The following is an 18,995-nucleotide window of genomic DNA, read 5'->3' as shown; positions in this document are numbered from 1 at the left end:
ATGATCCAAAAACCTAGAGTTGTCTTGATTCTGCAAGCCCGGATGGGTTCCACGCGTTTGCCGGGGAAATCTATGTTGGATTTGGCGGGTGCTCCTTTGGTCGGACGCGTTTTAGAGCGTGTAAAGCGTTGTAAAAGTATGGATGAGATTGTCTTGGCTACGACTGAAAAGGCAGAGGATGATGTTCTTCAAACGCTTGCTGAAACTTATCGAGTGAAATCCTTTCGAGGTTCTGAAAATGATTTAGTCGATCGCTATTACCAGGCAGCAAAGGAATACGAAGCCCAAGTGATTGTTCGTCTTCCCGCAGATAATCCTGTTCCAGAGCCTGGAGAAATCGATCGCATCGTCGATTATCATCTGACTGGCCAAAGCGATTTTTCCTCAAACCTTGCCCCTGTATTTGGAAATGGTTATCCTGATGGAATTGGGGCGGAGGTGTTTAACTTTGAGGCCTTAGAAACCGTTTGGAAAGAGGTTCAAGATTTTTACAAAAGAGAACATCCGCATTTGAATTTTTTTGATTATAAAACACAAAAAGCGATGGATAAACGTTATCGGGTCGGAACGGTTCAATGCCCCCTTGCATTTCGGCGACCGGATCTTGTCTTAGATGTAAACACATGGGACGAGTACGTCTTTATGAAAGAGCTTTATGAATACTTGTACCCGCGTCATCCCCATTTTAACATTGTGGACATTGTCCAGTGGTATGATGAAATTTTTAAGAAGGAACGCGTGTGATTTATTGTTTCGACATTGATGGAACTTTGTGCACGAATACGGATGGAGAATATGAAAAGGCAGAGCCGATCTATTCTGTGATCACGCGAGTGAATCAGATTTATCAAGAAGGGCACACAGTCCTTCTTTATACGGCACGAGGCGCAACAACGGGAATAAATTGGCGTCCCCTGACAGAGGAGCAGCTTCGAAAGTGGAAAGTAACTTATCACCAACTTTATATGGGAAAGCCCACAGCAGATCTTTATATTGATGATAAGGCTCTTAATTTAAGCGACTGGATGTGTCGAGAGGGGATGAATCCATGAACAATGGCAAAGGAAGGGTGGTTTATTTGAATGGTGAGTTTGTTCCTGAAGCTGAGGCGAAACTTTCTATCTATGATTCGGCTTTAATGTTCGGGGACATGGTTTTTGAAATGACTCGGTCCTTTAATAAGAAACAATTCAAGCTTCGAGAACATTTAGAAAGATTATACGCCTCCATCAAATTTGTCCGAATTCCTTTGAAGATGTCTTTGGATGATATGGAAAAGGCTATTTATAAGACCATCGAAGCGAATGAATCTGTTTTCTCCCACGACGATGAACATCGTTTGTTGATTGATGTTTCTCGAGGTACTCTTTCTATTTATGAAGGTATCGTAGGCCTTCCTCGGGGTGCAAATGTGATCATTGCAGATTTTCCACTTCGTTGGACGGTTGCTGGGATGGGGGTTCTTTTTGATAAGGGAATCAATGCAGTTATTCCTTCTCAGCGGGCCATTCCGGCTTCTCTCTTGGAACCCAAGGTTAAGAATAGAAGTCGGCTTCATTATATGATGGCCAATATTGAAGTTTCTCAATGTGAAGGTGAAAACAATTGGGCTTTACTTTTAGATCCAGATGGTTTTATCGCAGAGGGGACAGGGGATAACTTTTTTATCGTAAAGGATGGGGTTCTTGTAACCCCGGAGGGACGCAATATTTTAAGAGGGATTAGTCGAGCTTATGTTCTCTCTGAACTGGCTTGTCAATTAGGGTTAAAGTCCGTTGAAAAAAATATTGAGCCTTATGATGTGATGACGGCAGACGAAGCTTTCATGACAGGAACTCCTTTTTGCCTTCTTCCCGTGACATCTTTAAATGGTACAAAAATTGGAGATGGGAAAATGGGGAATATGACAAAGAAACTTTTGAATGCGTGGAGTGAGAATGTAGGTGTAGATATTGTTGGTCAAATCAAAAAATGGGATGCCCAAAGGGGAGAAAAAGTTTCAAATGCTCCATCCCCTTACGCATTTAAGCAGAAATAATGAATCCGATTGGAATTATGCAAGGTCGACTTTCTCCCCCTCGTGATGGGCGTATTCAGTCTTTTCCCGTCCATACTTGGCGTAATGAATTTTTTAAGGCTCAAGAAGCGGGTCTCGCTTGTATCGAATGGATTTATGAATATGAGACGGAAAGTGAAAATCCTTTAAGGACTCCAGAAGGTATTCATGAAATTAAAAAGTTAATTCAGAAGTCTGGAGTTCAAGTTTGGTCTATCTGTGCTGATCACTACATGACACAGCATTTAATTTTATCCGATGGAAGGAGTCAGCCTAAAGTTGTTGAACATTTAAAAGGATTAATCAGTCGAGCCAATGCCTTACAAGTCCGCTATATGGTTTTACCTTTTGTGGATGCCTCTTCCCTTAAATCTCCTGAGGCCTTAGAGAGTTTAGTCATTATTTTAAAGGGGCTTCTTCCTCTTTTAAAAGAAAAAAAAGTAGAGCTACATCTGGAGACAGATTTATCTCCCCAAACCTTGTTGAAGCTTCTTGAGCGCGTTTCTTTCCAATGGATCAAAATGAATTATGATATTGGAAACGCGGCCTCTTTAGGACATGACCCCTCAGAAGAACTTTCACTCTTAGGTTCTTGGCTGGGAAGTGTTCATGTCAAAGACCGCCTTTTGGGGGGAGGAACGGTACTCTTAGGAAGTGGCCATGCTGATTTTCCAACCTGCTTTCGGTTGATTCAGGGAGCCGGATTCCAAGGGCCGTTTATCTTGCAAGCAGCGCGCAATCTCGAGGTAGGCGAGATGGAGTTAGCGAAACAGAATCGCCAATTTGTAGAAAGGCATCTTGGCTTTGTGATGTCTAGAACCTAATGGATCTTGGATTAAAAAATAAAGTTGTATTGATTGCAGGGTCCAGCCGCGGAATTGGGCTTGCTATTGCAGAGGCATTTTTAGAAGAAGAAGCTCAAGTCATTCTGACTGGCCGCGATGAAAAAAATGTAAAAAATGCGGAGTCGTTCCTCGTGAAAAAGGGACGTTCTCATCGTGTTGCTTCCTTTTGTGCAGATATGACCCTCGAGGCAGAGATTCATCGTGTTCTTCAAAATACGTGTGAAAAATTTGGAAGAATTGATATTGCTATTGCAAATATAGGAAGCGGCGTAGGTAAAAGTGGTTGGGATTTATCTAGGGACGAGTGGCAACAGATGTTGAATGTAAATTTGTTAGGGGGAATGGCGTTTGCAAAATCTGCCCTTCCCCATTTAATTCAAAGCCGTGGTAATTTAATTTTCATCAGCTCTATTGCTGGAAATGAAGCTATTCCTGCCCCTATTCCCTACAGTGCAGCAAAGGCGGCCCTTCACAGTGCAATGAAAAATTTATCTCGCATGGTAGGCTCTCAGGGAGTGCGTGTGAATGCCGTTTCTCCTGGAAATATCCTGTTTCCGGGTGGGACTTGGGAGGCCAAGCTCGCCGAACGAAAAGATTTTTTTGAGCAATATATCAACACAGAAGTTCCCTTGCAACGTTTCGGTAGAGCCGAAGAAATTGCCGATGCAGTTACATTTCTGGCATCTGAAAGAGCTTCCTTTATAACAGGGGCTTGTCTGGTTGTAGACGGTGGACAAACGCGGGTTATTTGAAATGAAATCTGTGAAACAGGCTTTTGATTTAACAAGTCGTGTTGCTGTGATTACGGGCGGCACGGGTTTGCTTGGGTTTAAACATGCCGAGGCCATCGCAGAAATGGGTGGGGTGCCTGTTCTTTTCGATTTGGATCTAGAGAAGACAAAAGCTTGCGCAAAAGAATTAGAAAAAAAATACCATGTCCCAGCAATGGGTTTAGCCGTCGATATTTCTCAAGAAATGCAGATTTCCAGTGCGCTCAAAAAAATTATAAGTACATTTAAACGAATTGATATTTTGGTTAATAATGCCGCAAATAATCCAAAAGTTGAGTCCAAAGATCATTCTAAATTTCAGGGGTCTAGGTTAGAAAATTTTCCACTAGAGATTTGGAATCAAGACATAGCGGTAGGGCTTACAGGTGCATTTCTATGTAGCCGGATCATTGGAACTGAAATGGCAAGAAGAGGTAAGGGCGTTATTCTTAACATTGCTTCTGATCTTGCTTTGATTGGTCCTGATCAAAGAATTTATCGTCGGCCCGGCTCCCCTGAAAATGAACAACCCGTGAAGCCTGTGAGTTACTCTGTGGTCAAATCAGGACTTCTCGGGTTAACCCGTTATTTGGCGACCTATTGGGCCGATCGAGGTGTGTGCGTGAATGCCTTATGCCCCGGTGGGGTTTATGATCAACAAGATGAGGGATTCGTGAAGCGTCTTTCTGAGCTTATTCCGTTAGGTCACATGGCGAGCCAAGATGAATATAAGGCAGCCATTGTCTTTCTCGTTTCAGATGCGTCGAGCTATATGACGGGATCTCTTCTTACGATAGATGGTGGAAGGACCTGTTGGTAAATGTCGGCTATCGTTGCATTTTTTGAGACGCAGGATCAGTTGAAGTTTCTCCTACGGTATAGTGCTCAAAATTATTTAAAGCCAACATACGTAGCTTTAACCCCAGAGGCGGATTATGCTGCTGAAAAGCTTGGTTTAGCATATCACATCATTGATGACTTTCATGATGAGACAGAACTTATTGAAATGGGTTTACGTAACTATGAACGTGTGCAGGCGTTTTGTGATTATTTGGATAGCTCCTTGAAGCGTTCAATCCTTTCCGATTATCGATGTGGAAAGGCATTTTCTTCACATTTTTTCTTTTTTTATCTTAAGGTTCTCTTCGATGCTGTTTTGAATTACGAACTTAGAATTTGTCGGGCATTGTTAGAATTAAAACCTACACGAGTTCTTTTTTTTGATACACGTCCCGACCGGATCGAAGATAATTTATTTTTCCGTGACGAATCTCTTTCATCGCGTTTGTTACCTCTTTTTTTAAAGGACCTAAACTGCACTTATACTGCGTTTTCAACAGCTCTTGCACCGTTTCGGCGCTTGCGTTCGACTTTTCGCACGGGGTTAAAAGGTTTGGCCAGCTTGTCAAGACGATGGGAAAATATCTCATCAGATATGAATTTTTCATTCAATGGAATGCCATCTCTCATTCTGACAGATCTCTATGCAGATAGTAAGCCCCTTGGAGAATTATGGTTAAAGCGGGGGACAGGAAAGGTGATAAATTTAAAAGATCTCTTGAGCGGAGTTAGAGGAGATTTACCTCAGAGGGACACGCTACAACTTTGCCATCTTCTTTGGGAGAGGTTATCAAAGGATGAAAATTTCAAGTCTTTTTTCACAGTGGGAAACAAGAATTACTTTTCGATTGTTGAGACACGTCTTAAACACTTTATTACCTTTGTTATACCTCGATGTCTTACAATGACCGATACGATTTCTAAAAAGATTCCTCATGGAAGCAAAGCTGTTATTTTGGGCAGTCAATATGCTGAAGTGGGACAAATCGCATGCGCTATCGCCGGGCATTTTTTGAAAATCCCTGTGGTTTGCTATCAGCACGGAGGAATGTATGGATATGTGGACTACCCTATTATTGAACATCATGATTTGTATGCAGCGAACTACTTTTTCTGCTATGGAGAAGGTGTCCGTGATTCTTTGAGAGAGGCTACTCCCTCAGCATATCGAGCGAGCGAAAAAAGAAGAGCGAAGATTATCCCTGTGGGTTCGATTTCTCTGGATGTTTTAAGTAAGAATGAAGCCGATTTAAATTCAAAAGTTCTTAGCGAGATCGCTTCAAACTTGCCAAAAAACAAAAAAATTGTCATTTATGTCAATACAAATCTTATGGGGCAGACGCGATATTTTACACATCATTCTTACCCTGATATTTGGTACTGGCGTTTGCAACAAGAAGTTATACGTGTTTGTAGCAAATTCCAAGATGTTTACGTTCTAGCTAAATTTCATTCAGGAGATCGCGTCTATCATCCTGTTGACGAGTGGCTTCGAAGAGAAAAGATATCAAATTGTGTGATCATTCGTTCGATTAGCTTTTCAGAAATGTTGAAATTAGGGGACTTATTTATTATCGACTGTCCAAGCACAACCCTTTTGCAATCTCTTTTGACGGATAAAAAAGTGATTGTCTTTTCGGGAAATCCTTTTATTCAATTTGATCCCAAGGCGGTTAAACAATTAAAAAAACGTGTTGTTTTTTCTGAAACTAAGGAACAATTTCTAAAAGATATAGAAGTTGCATTGCGAAAATCTGAGGTTGCGCTTCCGCGGCCTCTCGATAGAGAATTTTTTAACGCATATGGTTCTTATAAAGATGATAGGCGCTCCGCAGAGCGGGCCGTAAATGAACTTGTTGAATTGATGTAGGGAGAAAATGAGTAAAACAAAAATAGGTTCCAAAAAAAAATCCTTAAAACAGAAATTGTTTTCAAACCAGCTTACTATTGGCTCTTGGATCACCCTTGCTCATACTGGAATTGCTGAGATTATGGCAAAAGCAGGGTTTGATTGGCTTGCCGTGGATTTAGAGCACAGTGTGATTACCATTCGAGAGGCAGAGGAATTGATTCGTGTGATAGGTCTTTGCGGTGTGACGCCTTTGGTTCGATTGACTTCGAATGATCCGAACCAAATTAAGCGTGTGATGGATGCTGGGGCGCACGGCGTCATTGTACCGATGGTCAATTCTAGAGAACAAGCTGAAGCTGCTGTCTGCGCGGTACATTATCCAGTTAGGGGGCGACGTGGGGTAGGACTTGCCCGTGCACAGGGCTATGGTACACGCTTTCAGGACTATTTAAAGTGGTTGCAAAATGAGGCAATTGTTATTGTCCAAATTGAACATATTGATGCAGTTGAAAATCTTGAAGAGATTTTTTCTGTTCCTGGGGTTAACGGTTACATGATTGGACCTTATGATCTTTCCGGTTCGCTTGGGGTTCCAGGACAGTTTACTCATCCAAAGGTATTAAGGGCTCTTAGAAGAATAAAACAAGTAGCTGCCAAGATGAAAAAACCGGGAGGTATTCATATCATTGAACCCGACCCCAAAGAGCTTAAGAGGCGTGTCAAAGAAGGCTTTCATTTTCTTGCCTATAGTTTGGATATTCGAATGTTGGATGTGACATGTCGGAGTGGACTTGCGTTTATGAAGAAGAAAATAACCTAAAAATCGCATGACTTTTCTTAGGAAATTCGTAAAAAACATTTTTAAAAAGTTCGTCTTTCATTATAGAAAGGTTGTGGAAAACACCGGGGCTTGGATGACTCGGATGCTGTGTCAGGTGAGTCCAAGGACGGCTGTTTCGATAAAGGGGAAATTTAAAATTGTTCAGAAGATGGATTACCCCCGACGGGATATATATCTTGATATTGAATCTGGTTATGAATTTTTTACTCGATTACACTCATGTAAAAAAGAGCCAGAGACAGTACATTGGATAGAAACATTTATAGGAGGAAGAGAGGTCTTTTACGACATTGGAGCTAATGTGGGTGTGTATTCACTGATTGCAGCGAAGTCAATGGGGGGGGATGGAAAGATTTTTTCGTTTGAGCCAGGGTTTTCATCCTTCTCTCAGCTCTGCAAGAATATTTATCTTAATCAGTGTTCAGATAGCATTACGCCCTTGCAAATTGCCCTCTCAAATAAGACAAGATTAGAGGCATTTAATTATAGTTCTCTAGAAGGGATTGAGCCAGGGGGGGCTTTGCACAGCTTGGGGGAATGTGTTGATGAAAATGGAAAACCATTTATCCCTTTTTGGCATCAGAAATTGATGGGATTTAGGTTGGACGATCTTATTCAAGAGTTTTTGCTTCCAATTCCCAATTATATTAAATTGGATGTGGACGGTCATGAATTAGAAATCTTAGAAGGCGGTAAGGAGACCCTTTCGAACCCAGAAGTTAAAAGCTTGTTGGTTGAGATAAACGAGGGTTTGTCAAAGGGACAGAGACTTGTGCAATTTCTTGAAGGGGCTGGTTTTGGAATTAAATCAAGGCATTTAATACGAGAATCAATGTCAAATATTATTTTTACACGCATGTAAAAATGCGCGAATGGGTTTCAATTCTTTAGGAATTTTCTGATCATGAAAATCATCGGTGTTATTCCTGCCCGCATGGCTTCCACACGCTTTCCTGGAAAACCCCTAGCAAAAATTCTAGGCCTTCCTATGATTGGTCATGTTTATTTTCGAAGCAAGCTCTGCTCGCTTTTAGAAGGGGTTTTTATTGCGACCTGTGATAAGGCGATTCAGGATTATGCAGTATCGATTGGGGCTCCTTGTGTCATGACCTCTTACAAGCACGAACGTGCAAGCGAACGAACGGCGGAAGCTGTTGAAAAAATTGAAGCCCTTTCTGGACAGTCGATTGATAGGGTCATGATGATTCAAGGGGATGAGCCGTTATTGCAGCCTGAGTTGCTGGAACGGGCTATGACTCCTCTCAAGGAGGAGTCAACACTGAATGTTGTCAATTTAATGGCGGCCATTACCAATGAAGAGGATTTCAGTAGCCCCAATGTAGTGAAGTTGGTTGTGGGCTTAAATCAAAATGCTCTTTATTTTTCCCGTGAACGGATCCCTTCCAGAAAAAAATGGAATCGATCTATTCCGATGTTTAAACAGCTTGGACTCATTGCCTTTCGTCGTAGCTACCTTGCAAAATATGTGTCACTTTCTCCTTCTCCTTTAGAAATGATCGAGTCGGTGGATATGTTGCGTGTCCTCGAATATGGAGATTCTGTAAGGATGGTTCTTGTAGAGGGTGTTTCTATCGGAGTCGATACGCCTGAAGATCTTGCCCGTGTTGAAAAACTCATATCCGAGGACCTGCTTCTCCCTCGATATCTAGGATCCGCTGTTTTATGAAGCAAGGAAAGCTCAAAGTTGGAATTGCAGGCTATGGCGTTGTAGGGAAGCGCCGTAGGGAATTTATTGATCAACACCCCCATTTAGAAACGGTAGCTGTTTGTGATCGGACTTTCAGCGGGGATGGAGTTTCTCAAGATGGCGTGCGTTGTTTTAACAATTATCATCAATTAGTGGGGGAGGATTTGGATGCCCTTTTTGTTTGTATGACCAATGATGTTGCACCAGAGGTCACGATGGCAGGATTGGAAAGAGGGCTTCATGTCTTTTGCGAGAAGCCACCGGGTCGAGATTTAAATGATGTTGTTCGTGTGATCCAGTGTGAACGTCAGCATCCCCAATGTAAATTAAAGTATGGATTCAATCATCGTTATCACGATTCTGTCCATGATGCCTTAGGTATTGTTCGGTCTGGCGAATTGGGTAAGGTGATGAACATGAGGGGGGTTTATGGGAAGTCTAAGATTATCCGCTTCGACTCAGATTGGCGTACCAAGCGTTCCATGGCTGGAGGGGGAATTTTACTAGACCAGGGGATTCATATGGTTGATATGATGCGCCTTTTTGCAGGTGAGTTTAAGGATGTTTATAGTTTTGTATCGAATGACCATTGGAAGCATGATGTAGAGGATAATGCCTATGCCTTGATGCGGACTGAAGATGGTATTGTTGCTTTTCTTCATTCATCAGCAACCCAGTGGCGTCATCGCTTTAGTCTGGAAATCACGCTTTCGCAGGGTGCGATTATTTTGTCAGGTCTTTTGTCAGGTTCTAAGAGTTACGGTGCGGAGACAATGACGGTGGTCTATGCGACTGAGAACGATGGTGGAGATCCTCGTGAACAGACGACGCGCTACAATCAAGATCATTCCTGGAAAAATGAAATTTTCGAATTTGCAGATGCCATTCTTTACGATAAACCGATCATTCACGGATCGTCGCTCGAAGCTTTAAAAACCATGCATTTGGTCTATCGAATTTATTGTGCAGATTCTAAATGGAAGGAGCGTTATCAATTGAGTGATACCATTTCAGAGGAGTTCGTGTGCAAAATTCTCTCCAAGGTTTGACGGCCCTTGTTACAGGGGGGACACGTGGTATTGGGCGAGCCATTGTAGATGAATTATGTTCAGCCGGGGTAAGCGTTTTCTTCACAGGGAGAAAATTAAATGTGGATGTTCCGTCAGGATGTACCTATCGCGCCGTTGATTTTTCTGACGATATTTCATTTCAAAATTTTGAAAAAGAAATTTCAAAACTCACGATCGATATTTTAGTCAACAATGCAGGAATGAATCGAATCAGCTCTTTTGAAAAGATTGACAGGACAGACTTTAATCAGATTCAGTCAGTCAATTTACATGCCCCGTTTCTTTTATGCCGTGCAGTTATTCCTTACATGCGAAAGAAAAAGTGGGGTCGTATTGTCAATATGAGCTCTATTTTTGGAATTGTCAGCAAGGAGTTTCGAGCGTCTTATTCTGCCAGCAAGTTTGCCCTGGATGGGATGACGGCGGCCCTTGCGGCTGAGGTAGCTCAGGAAGGAATCCTTGCCAATTGCGTCTCGCCTGGCTTTATTGATACAGAGCTTACGCGCTCAGTTTTAGATGAGGGTGAGATGAGGGACATCGTATCCCGAGTTCCGATGAAACGATTGGGAAAACCAGAAGAGGTTGCGAAACTTGTCGCCTGGTTGGTGAGTCGTGAAAATACCTACATCAGTGGTCAAAATATTGTGATCGATGGTGGATTTACACGTGTTTGAGCCCATCACCATCCAGTCTCATCGAGGGCCTTATACGGTTCATTTCAAAGACGATCCCTTTTCATTTTTAAACGATCTCATTTCAAGTTCCACACACTTTATCGTGGATGAAAAGGTTGCGAGTCTGTATGCGCAAGAATTAAATCATATTTTAAAATCCCCTTCGATCCTGCTCATACCCGCAACGGAGATGAATAAATCACTGGATCAATTTTGTGATTATATTGAACATCTTGTGAGACAAAACATTCGGCGCGGACATTTGTTGATTGCCATAGGTGGGGGTATTATCCAAGATATCACATGCTTTCTCGCAGCCGTTCTCTTGCGGGGCCTCGATTGGTATTTTTTCCCTACAACACTTTTGGCTCAGGCTGATTCCTGCATTGGATCTAAGAGCTCTATTAATGTCGGTAAGATTAAAAACATTGTTGGGACTTTTACCCCTCCGCGTAAGATTGTGGTGAGCCTTCGATTCCTTGATTCTCTGGATGAACGCGATTTACGATCTGGAATTGGCGAGATGCTTAAGGTTTCTCTGATTGAGGGTCCCCGCACCTTTGATCAAATTGCAGCGGATTATCCTTTTCTTTTAAAGGATCGTGCCCTTTTGGAAAAAAACATCTATCAATCTTTAAAGATTAAGCAACGCATCATTGAAGTAGATGAATTTGATCAGGGAATTCGCAACATTATGAATTATGGACATAGCTTTGGCCATGCCATTGAATCAGCTACAGACTTCGCGATTCCACACGGAATTGCTGTTAGCATGGGAATGGATATGGCCAACTTTGTCTCTGTCCAGTTGGGGAATATGAAGCAGGAACATTTTGATCGTGTGCACCCTATTTTAAAAATGAATTATCAAGGGTATGAGAATATAGATATTCCATTCAATCCTTTTCTGGATGCCTTGGGGAAAGATAAGAAAAATACAAATTCTCATTTGACGCTCATCTTGCCAGATGCCGTAGCATGCATCGTTAAGAAGGGTGTATCTAACGATGAGCGTTTTCACGACATTTGTTCCGAGTATTTTCATCGAGTGCGTCAATGAAAGATCCATCACCGATTGCGGTCACTTCGCGGTCTTTTTCAAAACATCCGATTTTAAGGGCTGAACTGTCTGAGAAGTATTCTCATGTGCGTTTCAATGATGGGGGAATTTCCCTTTCCGGTGACGCCCTCGTGTCTTTTTTGAAAGGGCAGGTAAAGGCCATTATAGCGCTGGAGGTGTTGAAAGAAGAGATTCTTTCCTTTTTGCCAGATCTCAAGGTGATCTCGAAGTTTGGGGTGGGATTAGATAGGCTGGATCTTGAGGCGCTTTCGCGACACAAAATCGAACTTTCATGGACTCCGGGCGTTAATCGGAGATCTGTTTCGGAACTCGTTCTAGGCTTTACGTTAGTTCTGTTAAGGCATCTTGCTCTTCTTCATCAAGAGGTACGTTCTGGAAAATGGCAGCAGAGGAAAGGACAATACCTCACAGGTCGTACCATCGGTGTTGTGGGATGTGGTTATGTGGGAAAGGATTTGATAGAGCTTCTTCAACCCTTTCAGTGCCGGATTTTGTGCCATGATTTACGAGAGGATGCACATCTTATTCATCAATTTGGAGTGCAGTATGTTTCCCTCGAAAAACTTTTGACGCAATCCGATGTCGTTTCACTTCATCTTCCTTTGACTGAAACGACGCAAAATATTCTAGATAAAAAGCGACTTTCTCTTATGAAATCTACGGCCATTCTTATCAATACTTCTAGGGGAGGACTTGTAGATGAGGAGGCGCTGAAGATGATGTTGAAAGAGGAACGCTTGGCGGGAGCTGCTTTTGATGTTTTTAGAATGGAACCGCCTACGGATACGGAGTTGTTACGGCTACCCAATTTTATTGCGACTCCTCATATTGGAGGAAGCACGGAAGAAGGGATTTTAGCAATGGGGCGTGCTGCGATTGCGGGACTTGAACTTGCAAAACCTGTGCGGGAGATCATGGCCTATGCAATCTAAAATTTATTTGTTCTTGGCGGAGGATTTAGACCATTTTCAACGCAAAAAGTTGAAAGAAAAGTTGGGCATCATTCATTCTTCGTCGGACTTGAAACAGAAGTGGATTTACTTAGGAAGAAATTACGAGAGGATGCTAGCGTGGGAGTCCTTGCTAGGTGAAAATTTTGAGCGTGTGAATTATGCCTCCAAACTTCAAGGGCTTGCGAGACGCTGGAAACAACCTTATTTGGAATGGATTGCCGAATTGGGAGAAAAAAATAATTCTTTTGTCTGGTGGAGTTCCAAGATTGCAGAGCGTGATACCATGATTGATTCATTGTTCCATCGGATGTGCTATCTACGCATTGCATTTGACGAAACCCAGAGTGATTTTTCACTTATTCTGATCGTAGCCGAACATGATTCTGTGTTGAGGGCCCTTGCCGATATTCCTGAATTGAGGAAACGTGTTTGCCCTCATCGTTCCTTAAAGGGAAACCTTCCGAGATTCCGTTGGTTTTATCGTTGGGTCCGGATATGGATACGGTTTCTTTTAAATGCCCGGAAAGTTCTACAAGATGCACGTGACGCAGGCGAGAGAGAGAGCTTCCCTTCATCAAGCGGAAGTTTTCAGAAGCGTGTTGTGATCCATACGTGTATTGACGAAAGCTATTTTAGCAATAATATTCCTCAAGATCGTTATTTTTCAGGGCTTGCGGAGCTCCTAAGGAAGCGCGGCTATGAGGTGCTCGTCATTCCATGGCTCTCGCAAATTCAAAGATCTTTGCGAAGTGCCTTCGAATGGTTTCATGCCCACCCAGGACACTATTTAATTCCTGAAGATTTTTATTCAATTTTCGATTACGTTTGGGCTGCCTCTGTTGTCATCCGTCAGGCTTGGTTGGTCTTGGGTAAACACTCCTTTGAGGGATTAAATATCTCTTCCCTTGTTCGAGAATTTTGTCGTGACCAGGCTTGCCATAAGGGAGGAGTAAAGTTCATTTTATATTATCGTTTGATCAAGAAATTATCTAAGAAAGGTTTCTCCATTGATATCTTTATCGATATGTTTGAAAACATGCTGAATGAAAAGCCTCAAGTGATCGCCTTTCGACAGTGGATGCCCAAAACAATGACGGTAGGGTTTGAGCATTATATTGCAATGGAGCCGTTCATGATGTCAAAATACACAACGCCCAAAGAGCTCACGATTTCTCCTCATCCAGATGTGATTGTTTGTAATTCTCCATTCATGGTTGCTCAGATGCAGAAGGCAGGTTTTCCTTCAGGTAAATTGCGGGTAGGGCCCTCCTTTCGATATCTTCACTTCTTCTCAAAGGATTCTAAAAAGGCTCCAGAGCCTAATACCGTGCTGGTTGTTCTATCTTTGGATAGAATGGCGACCCTGGAAGTTTTGTTAAAGCTTGTCAGCACTTTCCCACGAGACGAGGGGATTCGATTTTGGGTGAAACGTCATCCGATGATGTCGGAAAAGGGATTCCACACTCTGTTAGCCCGCATTTCTCATCACATTTCTACTGCGAGCGCCGATTCCGCCTCGTCTCTCCGTGCAGACTCGGTCGGCCACACTCAACATACTGCAAAGTATGCCTCGCATGGCCTCGGTCGTCTTCCTCGCATCCAAAGCGGACTCGACGCTCTCGTGACGAAATCTGATGAGAAATGCGGGCTAGGAATGGAGACTTTGCCTTCTCACATGATTTGTGTAGGAGGGGCAATCTCTGATTGGCTCTCACGAGCGGCGTGTGCTGTTATTGCTGCCTCTACGACCGCTTCTCTTGAAATTGCATTGGCTGCAGTACCGTGTGTTCGTGTGGGGCGTGAAACAGATTTTAATATGGATCCTCTGGAATGGTTTTCGGAATTTGATCCGCCTGTTTATTCAGTGGAGGAATTGCGTAAGCAAGTGCTCAAGAAATTATCTTTCTCAGAAGAGGAACGGACACGTTTGAAGATTTGGGCCGAAGAGATGAAAAAAGAATGCCTTTCGACCATCAATGAAGATACAATCTCTGCATTTGTCAAGCCTAAAGAGGCTTCCTCCCAAAAGATTTTTCAAGAAGCACTTGCATGAAAAAAAATCCAAGAGTTTTTTTAACAGTAAAAATTTGAGACTTGTTCGATACAAAAGTAATGAGGGTCATCCAGAGTATGGATGTGTAGAAGGCTCTGACGTTTATCGGGTTTCAGGAGATCCTCTTGTCAAAGTAGAAAGGAAGGAAAAAGTTGGAACTTTAGATTTGGTTTCGTTGCTTGCCCCGTGTCGTCCCAATAAAATTTTAGCCATCGCGATCAATTTTCCAGGGATTGATGGCTATTCGTCGATGATGAACGAACCTCTTGTTTTTTTGAAATCCTCAACAAGTGTGTGCGGTCCTGGTGAAGCGGTCATAAACCCGTTTCCAGCTCTTCCCTGGTGGGGAGAAGCAGAACTGGCAGTCGTGATTAAAAAACCGCTCAAGAATATTTTAGAAAATCAGGTGAGAGAAGGAATTTTAGGATTTACCATTGGAAATGATGTGACCGTAGAAAACGTGGATCATCGGGACCATCATCTCGCTCGATCAAAATGTCCGGATCAATTCTGTCCGATCGGTCCTTGGATCGATACAGATTTTGACCCGTCTGACTGCCTGATTGAAGCGATTCAAAATGGTGAGGTCATTCGGCGTGCTCGTTCGAGTGCACAGGTTTGGCAATGGCCTAAGATTGTGTCCTGGCTCTCGACTTGGATCACCCTTGAGCCTTGGGATGTTATTCTGACAGGGAATCCGCCCGATACGGTGGGGATGCATTTTGTCCAGCATGGGGATATCTACACGGCACGTGTGGAGGGGTTGGGAGAATTGACGAACCAGTTTTTTGTGAAGGGTAGATCGGGTATGGAGGATTCTCTTGAAGGCCAGTATGTGGTTGGACCATCTCGGCGAAAGGATTCACGATGAGAGTGATTGTCACAGGGGGCGCAGGTTTTATCGGTTCTCATTTATGTCGTCGCTTGTTAAAGGACGGACACTCTGTTCTAGCGGTCGATAATCTATCTTCAGGTTATATTCGCAATCTTCCTACCGGAGTCGTATTCAAGTGGCTTGATCTTACAGATGAGGACACAGCTCTAGAGCTTCCAAAAGAGGGTGTTGATGTTGTTTTTCATTTGGCTTCTCATGTGGGACAGGAGCTGTCGTTTGAGCGCCCTGTCTTCGATCTTAAGGCCAATGCCTTTTCTACATTGCTTCTTCTCCAATGGTGTTTGAAGCATCAGGTCAAGCAGTTTGTCTTTGCCAGCTCGATGAACGTGTATGGAGATCCTTCAATGCTTCCTGTAACAGAGTCTAGTCCCGTTCGACCTCCTTCACCGTATGCGGTTGGTAAAATTGCCTCCGAATACCTTTGCCAGATCTATCAGGGTTTTGGAGTGAACACGACAAGCTTGCGTCTTTTTAATGTCTATGGACCGATGCAGGATATGGATAATTTAAAGCAAGGTATGGTGAGCATTTATATGGCTTATGTAGCTCGAGGGGAGCCCATCTTGGTACGCGGCTCGAAAGAGCGTTTTCGAGACTTTGTCTTTATCAAAGATATTGTGGATGCCTTTGTTCGATGTGTGGGAAATGAGCGAGCTTATGGGAAGGTTTACAATGTTTCGACGGGTCGCAAGACCTATGTATCGGACTTATTGAAAGAGATCATTCAAGTTTTTGGACATTCAGAGAATTACCCTATCATACAAGGTGATCCAACACGTCGCGACCAGTTTGGAATCTATGGAGATTCATCTTTGCTTCAAGAGGATTTGGGTTGGAAACCCACGGTGAGATTAGAGGAGGGTTTAGCAGAGATGGCCAGTTGGGTCAGGCAAGACTGGAAATTGCAGAATGTCTAAAAAGAATGGGAACTCTGTGAAAGTAGTGATTGGCATACCTGTTCGGATGGGTTCCTCGCGATTTCCTGGAAAGCCGTTGGCGAAAATTCTTGGAATATCCATGATCGAGCATGTTTACAAGCGGTGCTTGCTTGTGAAACATGTGGACGATGTGTTTGTCGCTGCCTGTGATGAAGCAATTCGCCAGACTGTTCTAGGATTTGGGGGAAAGGTATACATGACACATCAGGAGATTTCTAGACCTGCGCTGCGTGTGGCAGAGGCTTGTAGAAAGCAAAATTTAGCTGATGACGACATCGTGGTTGTGGTTCAAGGGGATGAACCTCTGATTCATCCAGGGATGATTGATCTAGCCATTGCTCCCCTCCTCGCCGACCCCAAGGTACAGATTCTCACATTGGTAGCGGATGCCAATGAGAAGGAGTGGTTAGACCCCAACGAGGTGAAGGTTGTCGTGGACGAGAGGGAAGATATTTTATTCATGTCTCGCAGCTCGATTCCATCGAATATACGGGATAGAATTGGGCCTCGCCTTAAACAGGTTGCCATCATGCCATTCAGGAAAAAGTTTCTCCTAGACTTTCAAGAAATGTCTGCGACCCCTTACGAAATTGCCGAGTCCATTGAATTGCTTCGGGCGGTTGAGCATGGGATCAAGGTCAGAACAGCGAAGTCCCCTTATCGGAGTGTTTCCGTAGATACAGAGCCAGACAGACAGGAAGCTGAAAGGGCAATGCGGCGTGATGAGTTTTATCCTTCTTATGCCGGTCGAAGACAAGAAATGTTGGCAGGCGATCGTGACAGAAAACAAAATTAAGACCAAGCTTAAAGCTGGGGGACGGGTCTTTGGAACCTGGTCTATGCTCGCCTCGCCATCTGTCATGAATGCGATTGGCCATGCAGGTCTAGACTTTGTGATTATCGACATGGAGCATGGTCCCATGTCCTTTGAGACTGCGGAGAGTCAAATCTATGCGACTGAATCCTCGGGATGTACACCGATTATCCGCCTTGGAGAAGGAAATGAATTGACCATTCTTCATGCGTTGGAGATTGGGGTAAAGGCACTTTTAGTCTCCCACGTGTCCACTGCTCAAGAAGCTTTGAGGATTGTTCAGGCAACTAAATATTTTCCAGAGGGTAATCGAGGGCTATCCCCCTTTACGCGTAACCATGGCTATTCGGATATTGAGTTAGCTCCAAAGCTTCGGTATGCGAATGATCAGTTGTTTGTAGGAATTCTTGTCGAGGGAGAAGAGGGAATTAGGAATCTCGAGGAGATTGCACAAGTGCCGGGTCTGGATCTCATTTATCTTGGGCTCTATGATATCTCTCAGGCGGTAGGTATCCCTGGAGAGTTAACTCATCCTAAAGTTCTGAAGCTTGTGAAAGAATGTGTCAAGCTCATTGAGGCCCATAGAAGGGTTGCCGGCTCAATTGCTTGGGATAAGAATTATTTGCAATTTCTTTTTGAGTCGGGGTTTCGATTCATTTCATATCGTGTCGACTGTGCCATATTACGGGATGGATTTGACACGGCCCGTCATTGGTACGAAGAACTGTTGAAGGGTCAAAGATAGAAATAAGGAGATGTTTTATGTATGACTATTATATGGGGACTTTGGAAAAAATCATTGAGAATGAGGCAGAATACCTTATTTCAATTAAGCGATTGCTTCCAAAATGGTTAAACGGTATCCCTGACTGCGAATTTTTAGCCTTGTTTAAGATTACAGAAACGCTAGCGGAAGAAACGAAACTCAAGGGACGAAAGCTTGTGATTGCTGAAACGGGAGTAGGGGCCAGTACGATTGTCTTTATCTATAGTGCTCTTAAACATGGTGGACACGTTTATACATGGGACTTGAACCCTGAAAAGGCATCTCAAATCAGAGGAGTTTGTGTAGAAACTTTGGGTCAGATGTTCCATAAGGAGATGAGTTCCTCCTGGCATTTGATCCCTTACGATAGTGTTTCTAACGAGTTAGGACTTCCCATTCTTAAGGGCATGGTCGACCATATCGATTGCTTCTTTCACGATGGAGATCATGTTTGGAACACCATTATCAAGGAGTTAAACGCAGTAGACTTTCTCTTGGGGGATGGAAGTGTTGTGGCGATTGATGATGCACAATACGATTTCATTCATACGAACGAGTTTATTGTGAATGTGCTGAGGCGTAAGATGGGTTTATCGGATGTTAAATTTGAAGACAACCGCGGCACCCCTTTTTATCGAGCTGCAGAGGAATATTTAGAAAAGCATTGGAAGAAACTTGAAAACTTAGCCTCGAGCTATCGGCATTCCTATCGCGATGATCTCTTTTTTAAATATTATGATGCGGATATGGGGACAAGAAGGAGTTTAGGCTCTGATCGTTTTGCTAATCAAGAACATCGTTTTGAGGCATGGCGAGTTTCTGGCCGGGTGAAAAAATAA

20 protein-coding genes are annotated in these 18,995 nt (G+C 43.2%); all 20 read left to right on the top strand.

The window, feature by feature from the left end; all coding sequences use genetic code 11:
* The 20 genes from HYS07_04960 (at window position 1) to HYS07_04865 (ending at window position 18,995) form a co-directional block, all read left to right on the top strand.
* The gene (locus tag HYS07_04960; protein MBI1870528.1) at window positions 1-744 is read left to right on the top strand and encodes a glycosyltransferase family protein; all 744 of its coding nucleotides are present in this window, start codon (window positions 1-3) and stop codon (window positions 742-744) included.
* Window positions 741-1,052: a hypothetical protein gene (locus HYS07_04955; GenBank protein MBI1870527.1), complete on the top strand. Its 312-nt coding sequence runs from the start codon at window positions 741-743 to the stop codon at window positions 1,050-1,052. The genes HYS07_04960 and HYS07_04955 overlap by 4 nt, the downstream gene beginning before the upstream one ends.
* Window positions 1,049-2,038, top strand: coding sequence for an aminotransferase class IV (locus tag HYS07_04950; GenBank protein MBI1870526.1), 990 nt, complete (start codon window positions 1,049-1,051; stop codon window positions 2,036-2,038). The genes HYS07_04955 and HYS07_04950 overlap by 4 nt, the downstream gene beginning before the upstream one ends.
* Complete coding sequence (locus HYS07_04945) at window positions 2,038-2,880, top strand: TIM barrel protein (GenBank protein ID MBI1870525.1); 843 nt, start codon at window positions 2,038-2,040, stop codon at window positions 2,878-2,880. The genes HYS07_04950 and HYS07_04945 overlap by 1 nt, the downstream gene beginning before the upstream one ends.
* The gene (locus HYS07_04940) at window positions 2,880-3,653 is read left to right on the top strand and encodes an SDR family oxidoreductase (protein MBI1870524.1); all 774 of its coding nucleotides are present in this window, start codon (window positions 2,880-2,882) and stop codon (window positions 3,651-3,653) included. The genes HYS07_04945 and HYS07_04940 overlap by 1 nt, the downstream gene beginning before the upstream one ends.
* Before the next feature lies 1 nt (window position 3,654).
* Window positions 3,655-4,491: an SDR family oxidoreductase gene (locus tag HYS07_04935; protein ID MBI1870523.1), complete on the top strand. Its 837-nt coding sequence runs from the start codon at window positions 3,655-3,657 to the stop codon at window positions 4,489-4,491.
* Window positions 4,492-6,381, top strand: a complete 1,890-nt coding sequence (locus tag HYS07_04930; GenBank protein MBI1870522.1) for a hypothetical protein — start codon at window positions 4,492-4,494, stop codon at window positions 6,379-6,381. It begins immediately after the preceding gene.
* Between the two features lie 7 nt (window positions 6,382-6,388).
* A complete protein-coding gene (locus HYS07_04925) occupies window positions 6,389-7,183 on the top strand; it encodes a 2,4-dihydroxyhept-2-ene-1,7-dioic acid aldolase (protein ID MBI1870521.1) in 795 nt (264 codons plus the stop codon).
* Window positions 7,184-7,256: 73 nt separating this feature from the next.
* Entirely contained in the window at window positions 7,257-8,066 is an 810-nt protein-coding gene (locus HYS07_04920; protein MBI1870520.1) for an FkbM family methyltransferase, read from the top strand.
* Between the two features lie 42 nt (window positions 8,067-8,108).
* A complete protein-coding gene (kdsB, locus tag HYS07_04915; protein ID MBI1870519.1) occupies window positions 8,109-8,891 on the top strand; it encodes a 3-deoxy-manno-octulosonate cytidylyltransferase in 783 nt (260 codons plus the stop codon).
* Window positions 8,888-9,961 carry a Gfo/Idh/MocA family oxidoreductase gene (locus HYS07_04910; GenBank protein ID MBI1870518.1) on the top strand — a complete coding sequence of 358 codons (1,074 nt, stop codon included), beginning with the start codon at window positions 8,888-8,890 and terminating at the stop codon, window positions 9,959-9,961. The genes kdsB and HYS07_04910 overlap by 4 nt, the downstream gene beginning before the upstream one ends.
* Window positions 9,937-10,656, top strand: a complete 720-nt coding sequence (locus tag HYS07_04905) for an SDR family oxidoreductase (protein ID MBI1870517.1) — start codon at window positions 9,937-9,939, stop codon at window positions 10,654-10,656. The genes HYS07_04910 and HYS07_04905 overlap by 25 nt, the downstream gene beginning before the upstream one ends.
* Window positions 10,657-10,660: 4 nt before the next feature.
* On the top strand, window positions 10,661-11,716 hold the full coding sequence (locus tag HYS07_04900; GenBank protein ID MBI1870516.1) for a 3-dehydroquinate synthase: 1,056 nt from the start codon (window positions 10,661-10,663) through the stop codon (window positions 11,714-11,716).
* Window positions 11,713-12,669 (top strand): phosphoglycerate dehydrogenase, encoded by a 957-nt coding sequence (locus tag HYS07_04895; GenBank protein MBI1870515.1) that lies wholly within the window; start codon window positions 11,713-11,715, stop codon window positions 12,667-12,669. Before HYS07_04900 ends, HYS07_04895 begins: the two co-directional genes overlap by 4 nt.
* Window positions 12,659-14,743 carry a hypothetical protein gene (locus HYS07_04890; protein ID MBI1870514.1) on the top strand — a complete coding sequence of 695 codons (2,085 nt, stop codon included), beginning with the start codon at window positions 12,659-12,661 and terminating at the stop codon, window positions 14,741-14,743. The genes HYS07_04895 and HYS07_04890 overlap by 11 nt, the downstream gene beginning before the upstream one ends.
* A gap of 34 nt (window positions 14,744-14,777) precedes the next feature.
* Entirely contained in the window at window positions 14,778-15,614 is an 837-nt protein-coding gene (locus HYS07_04885) for a fumarylacetoacetate hydrolase family protein (GenBank protein ID MBI1870513.1), read from the top strand.
* The gene (locus tag HYS07_04880) at window positions 15,611-16,555 is read left to right on the top strand and encodes an NAD-dependent epimerase/dehydratase family protein (GenBank protein MBI1870512.1); all 945 of its coding nucleotides are present in this window, start codon (window positions 15,611-15,613) and stop codon (window positions 16,553-16,555) included. The genes HYS07_04885 and HYS07_04880 overlap by 4 nt, the downstream gene beginning before the upstream one ends.
* Window positions 16,556-16,571: 16 nt before the next feature.
* The gene (locus HYS07_04875; protein MBI1870511.1) at window positions 16,572-17,372 is read left to right on the top strand and encodes a 3-deoxy-manno-octulosonate cytidylyltransferase; all 801 of its coding nucleotides are present in this window, start codon (window positions 16,572-16,574) and stop codon (window positions 17,370-17,372) included.
* The gene (locus tag HYS07_04870; protein MBI1870510.1) at window positions 17,353-18,135 is read left to right on the top strand and encodes an aldolase; all 783 of its coding nucleotides are present in this window, start codon (window positions 17,353-17,355) and stop codon (window positions 18,133-18,135) included. The genes HYS07_04875 and HYS07_04870 overlap by 20 nt, the downstream gene beginning before the upstream one ends.
* A 17-nt stretch (window positions 18,136-18,152) precedes the next feature.
* On the top strand, window positions 18,153-18,995 hold the full coding sequence (locus HYS07_04865; GenBank protein MBI1870509.1) for a class I SAM-dependent methyltransferase: 843 nt from the start codon (window positions 18,153-18,155) through the stop codon (window positions 18,993-18,995).

Source organism: Chlamydiota bacterium (genome assembly GCA_016178055.1).
Lineage (GTDB): Bacteria > Auribacterota > JACPWU01 > JACPWU01 > JACPWU01 > JACOUC01.
This window is presented reverse-complemented; position numbering and strand designations above follow the sequence as displayed.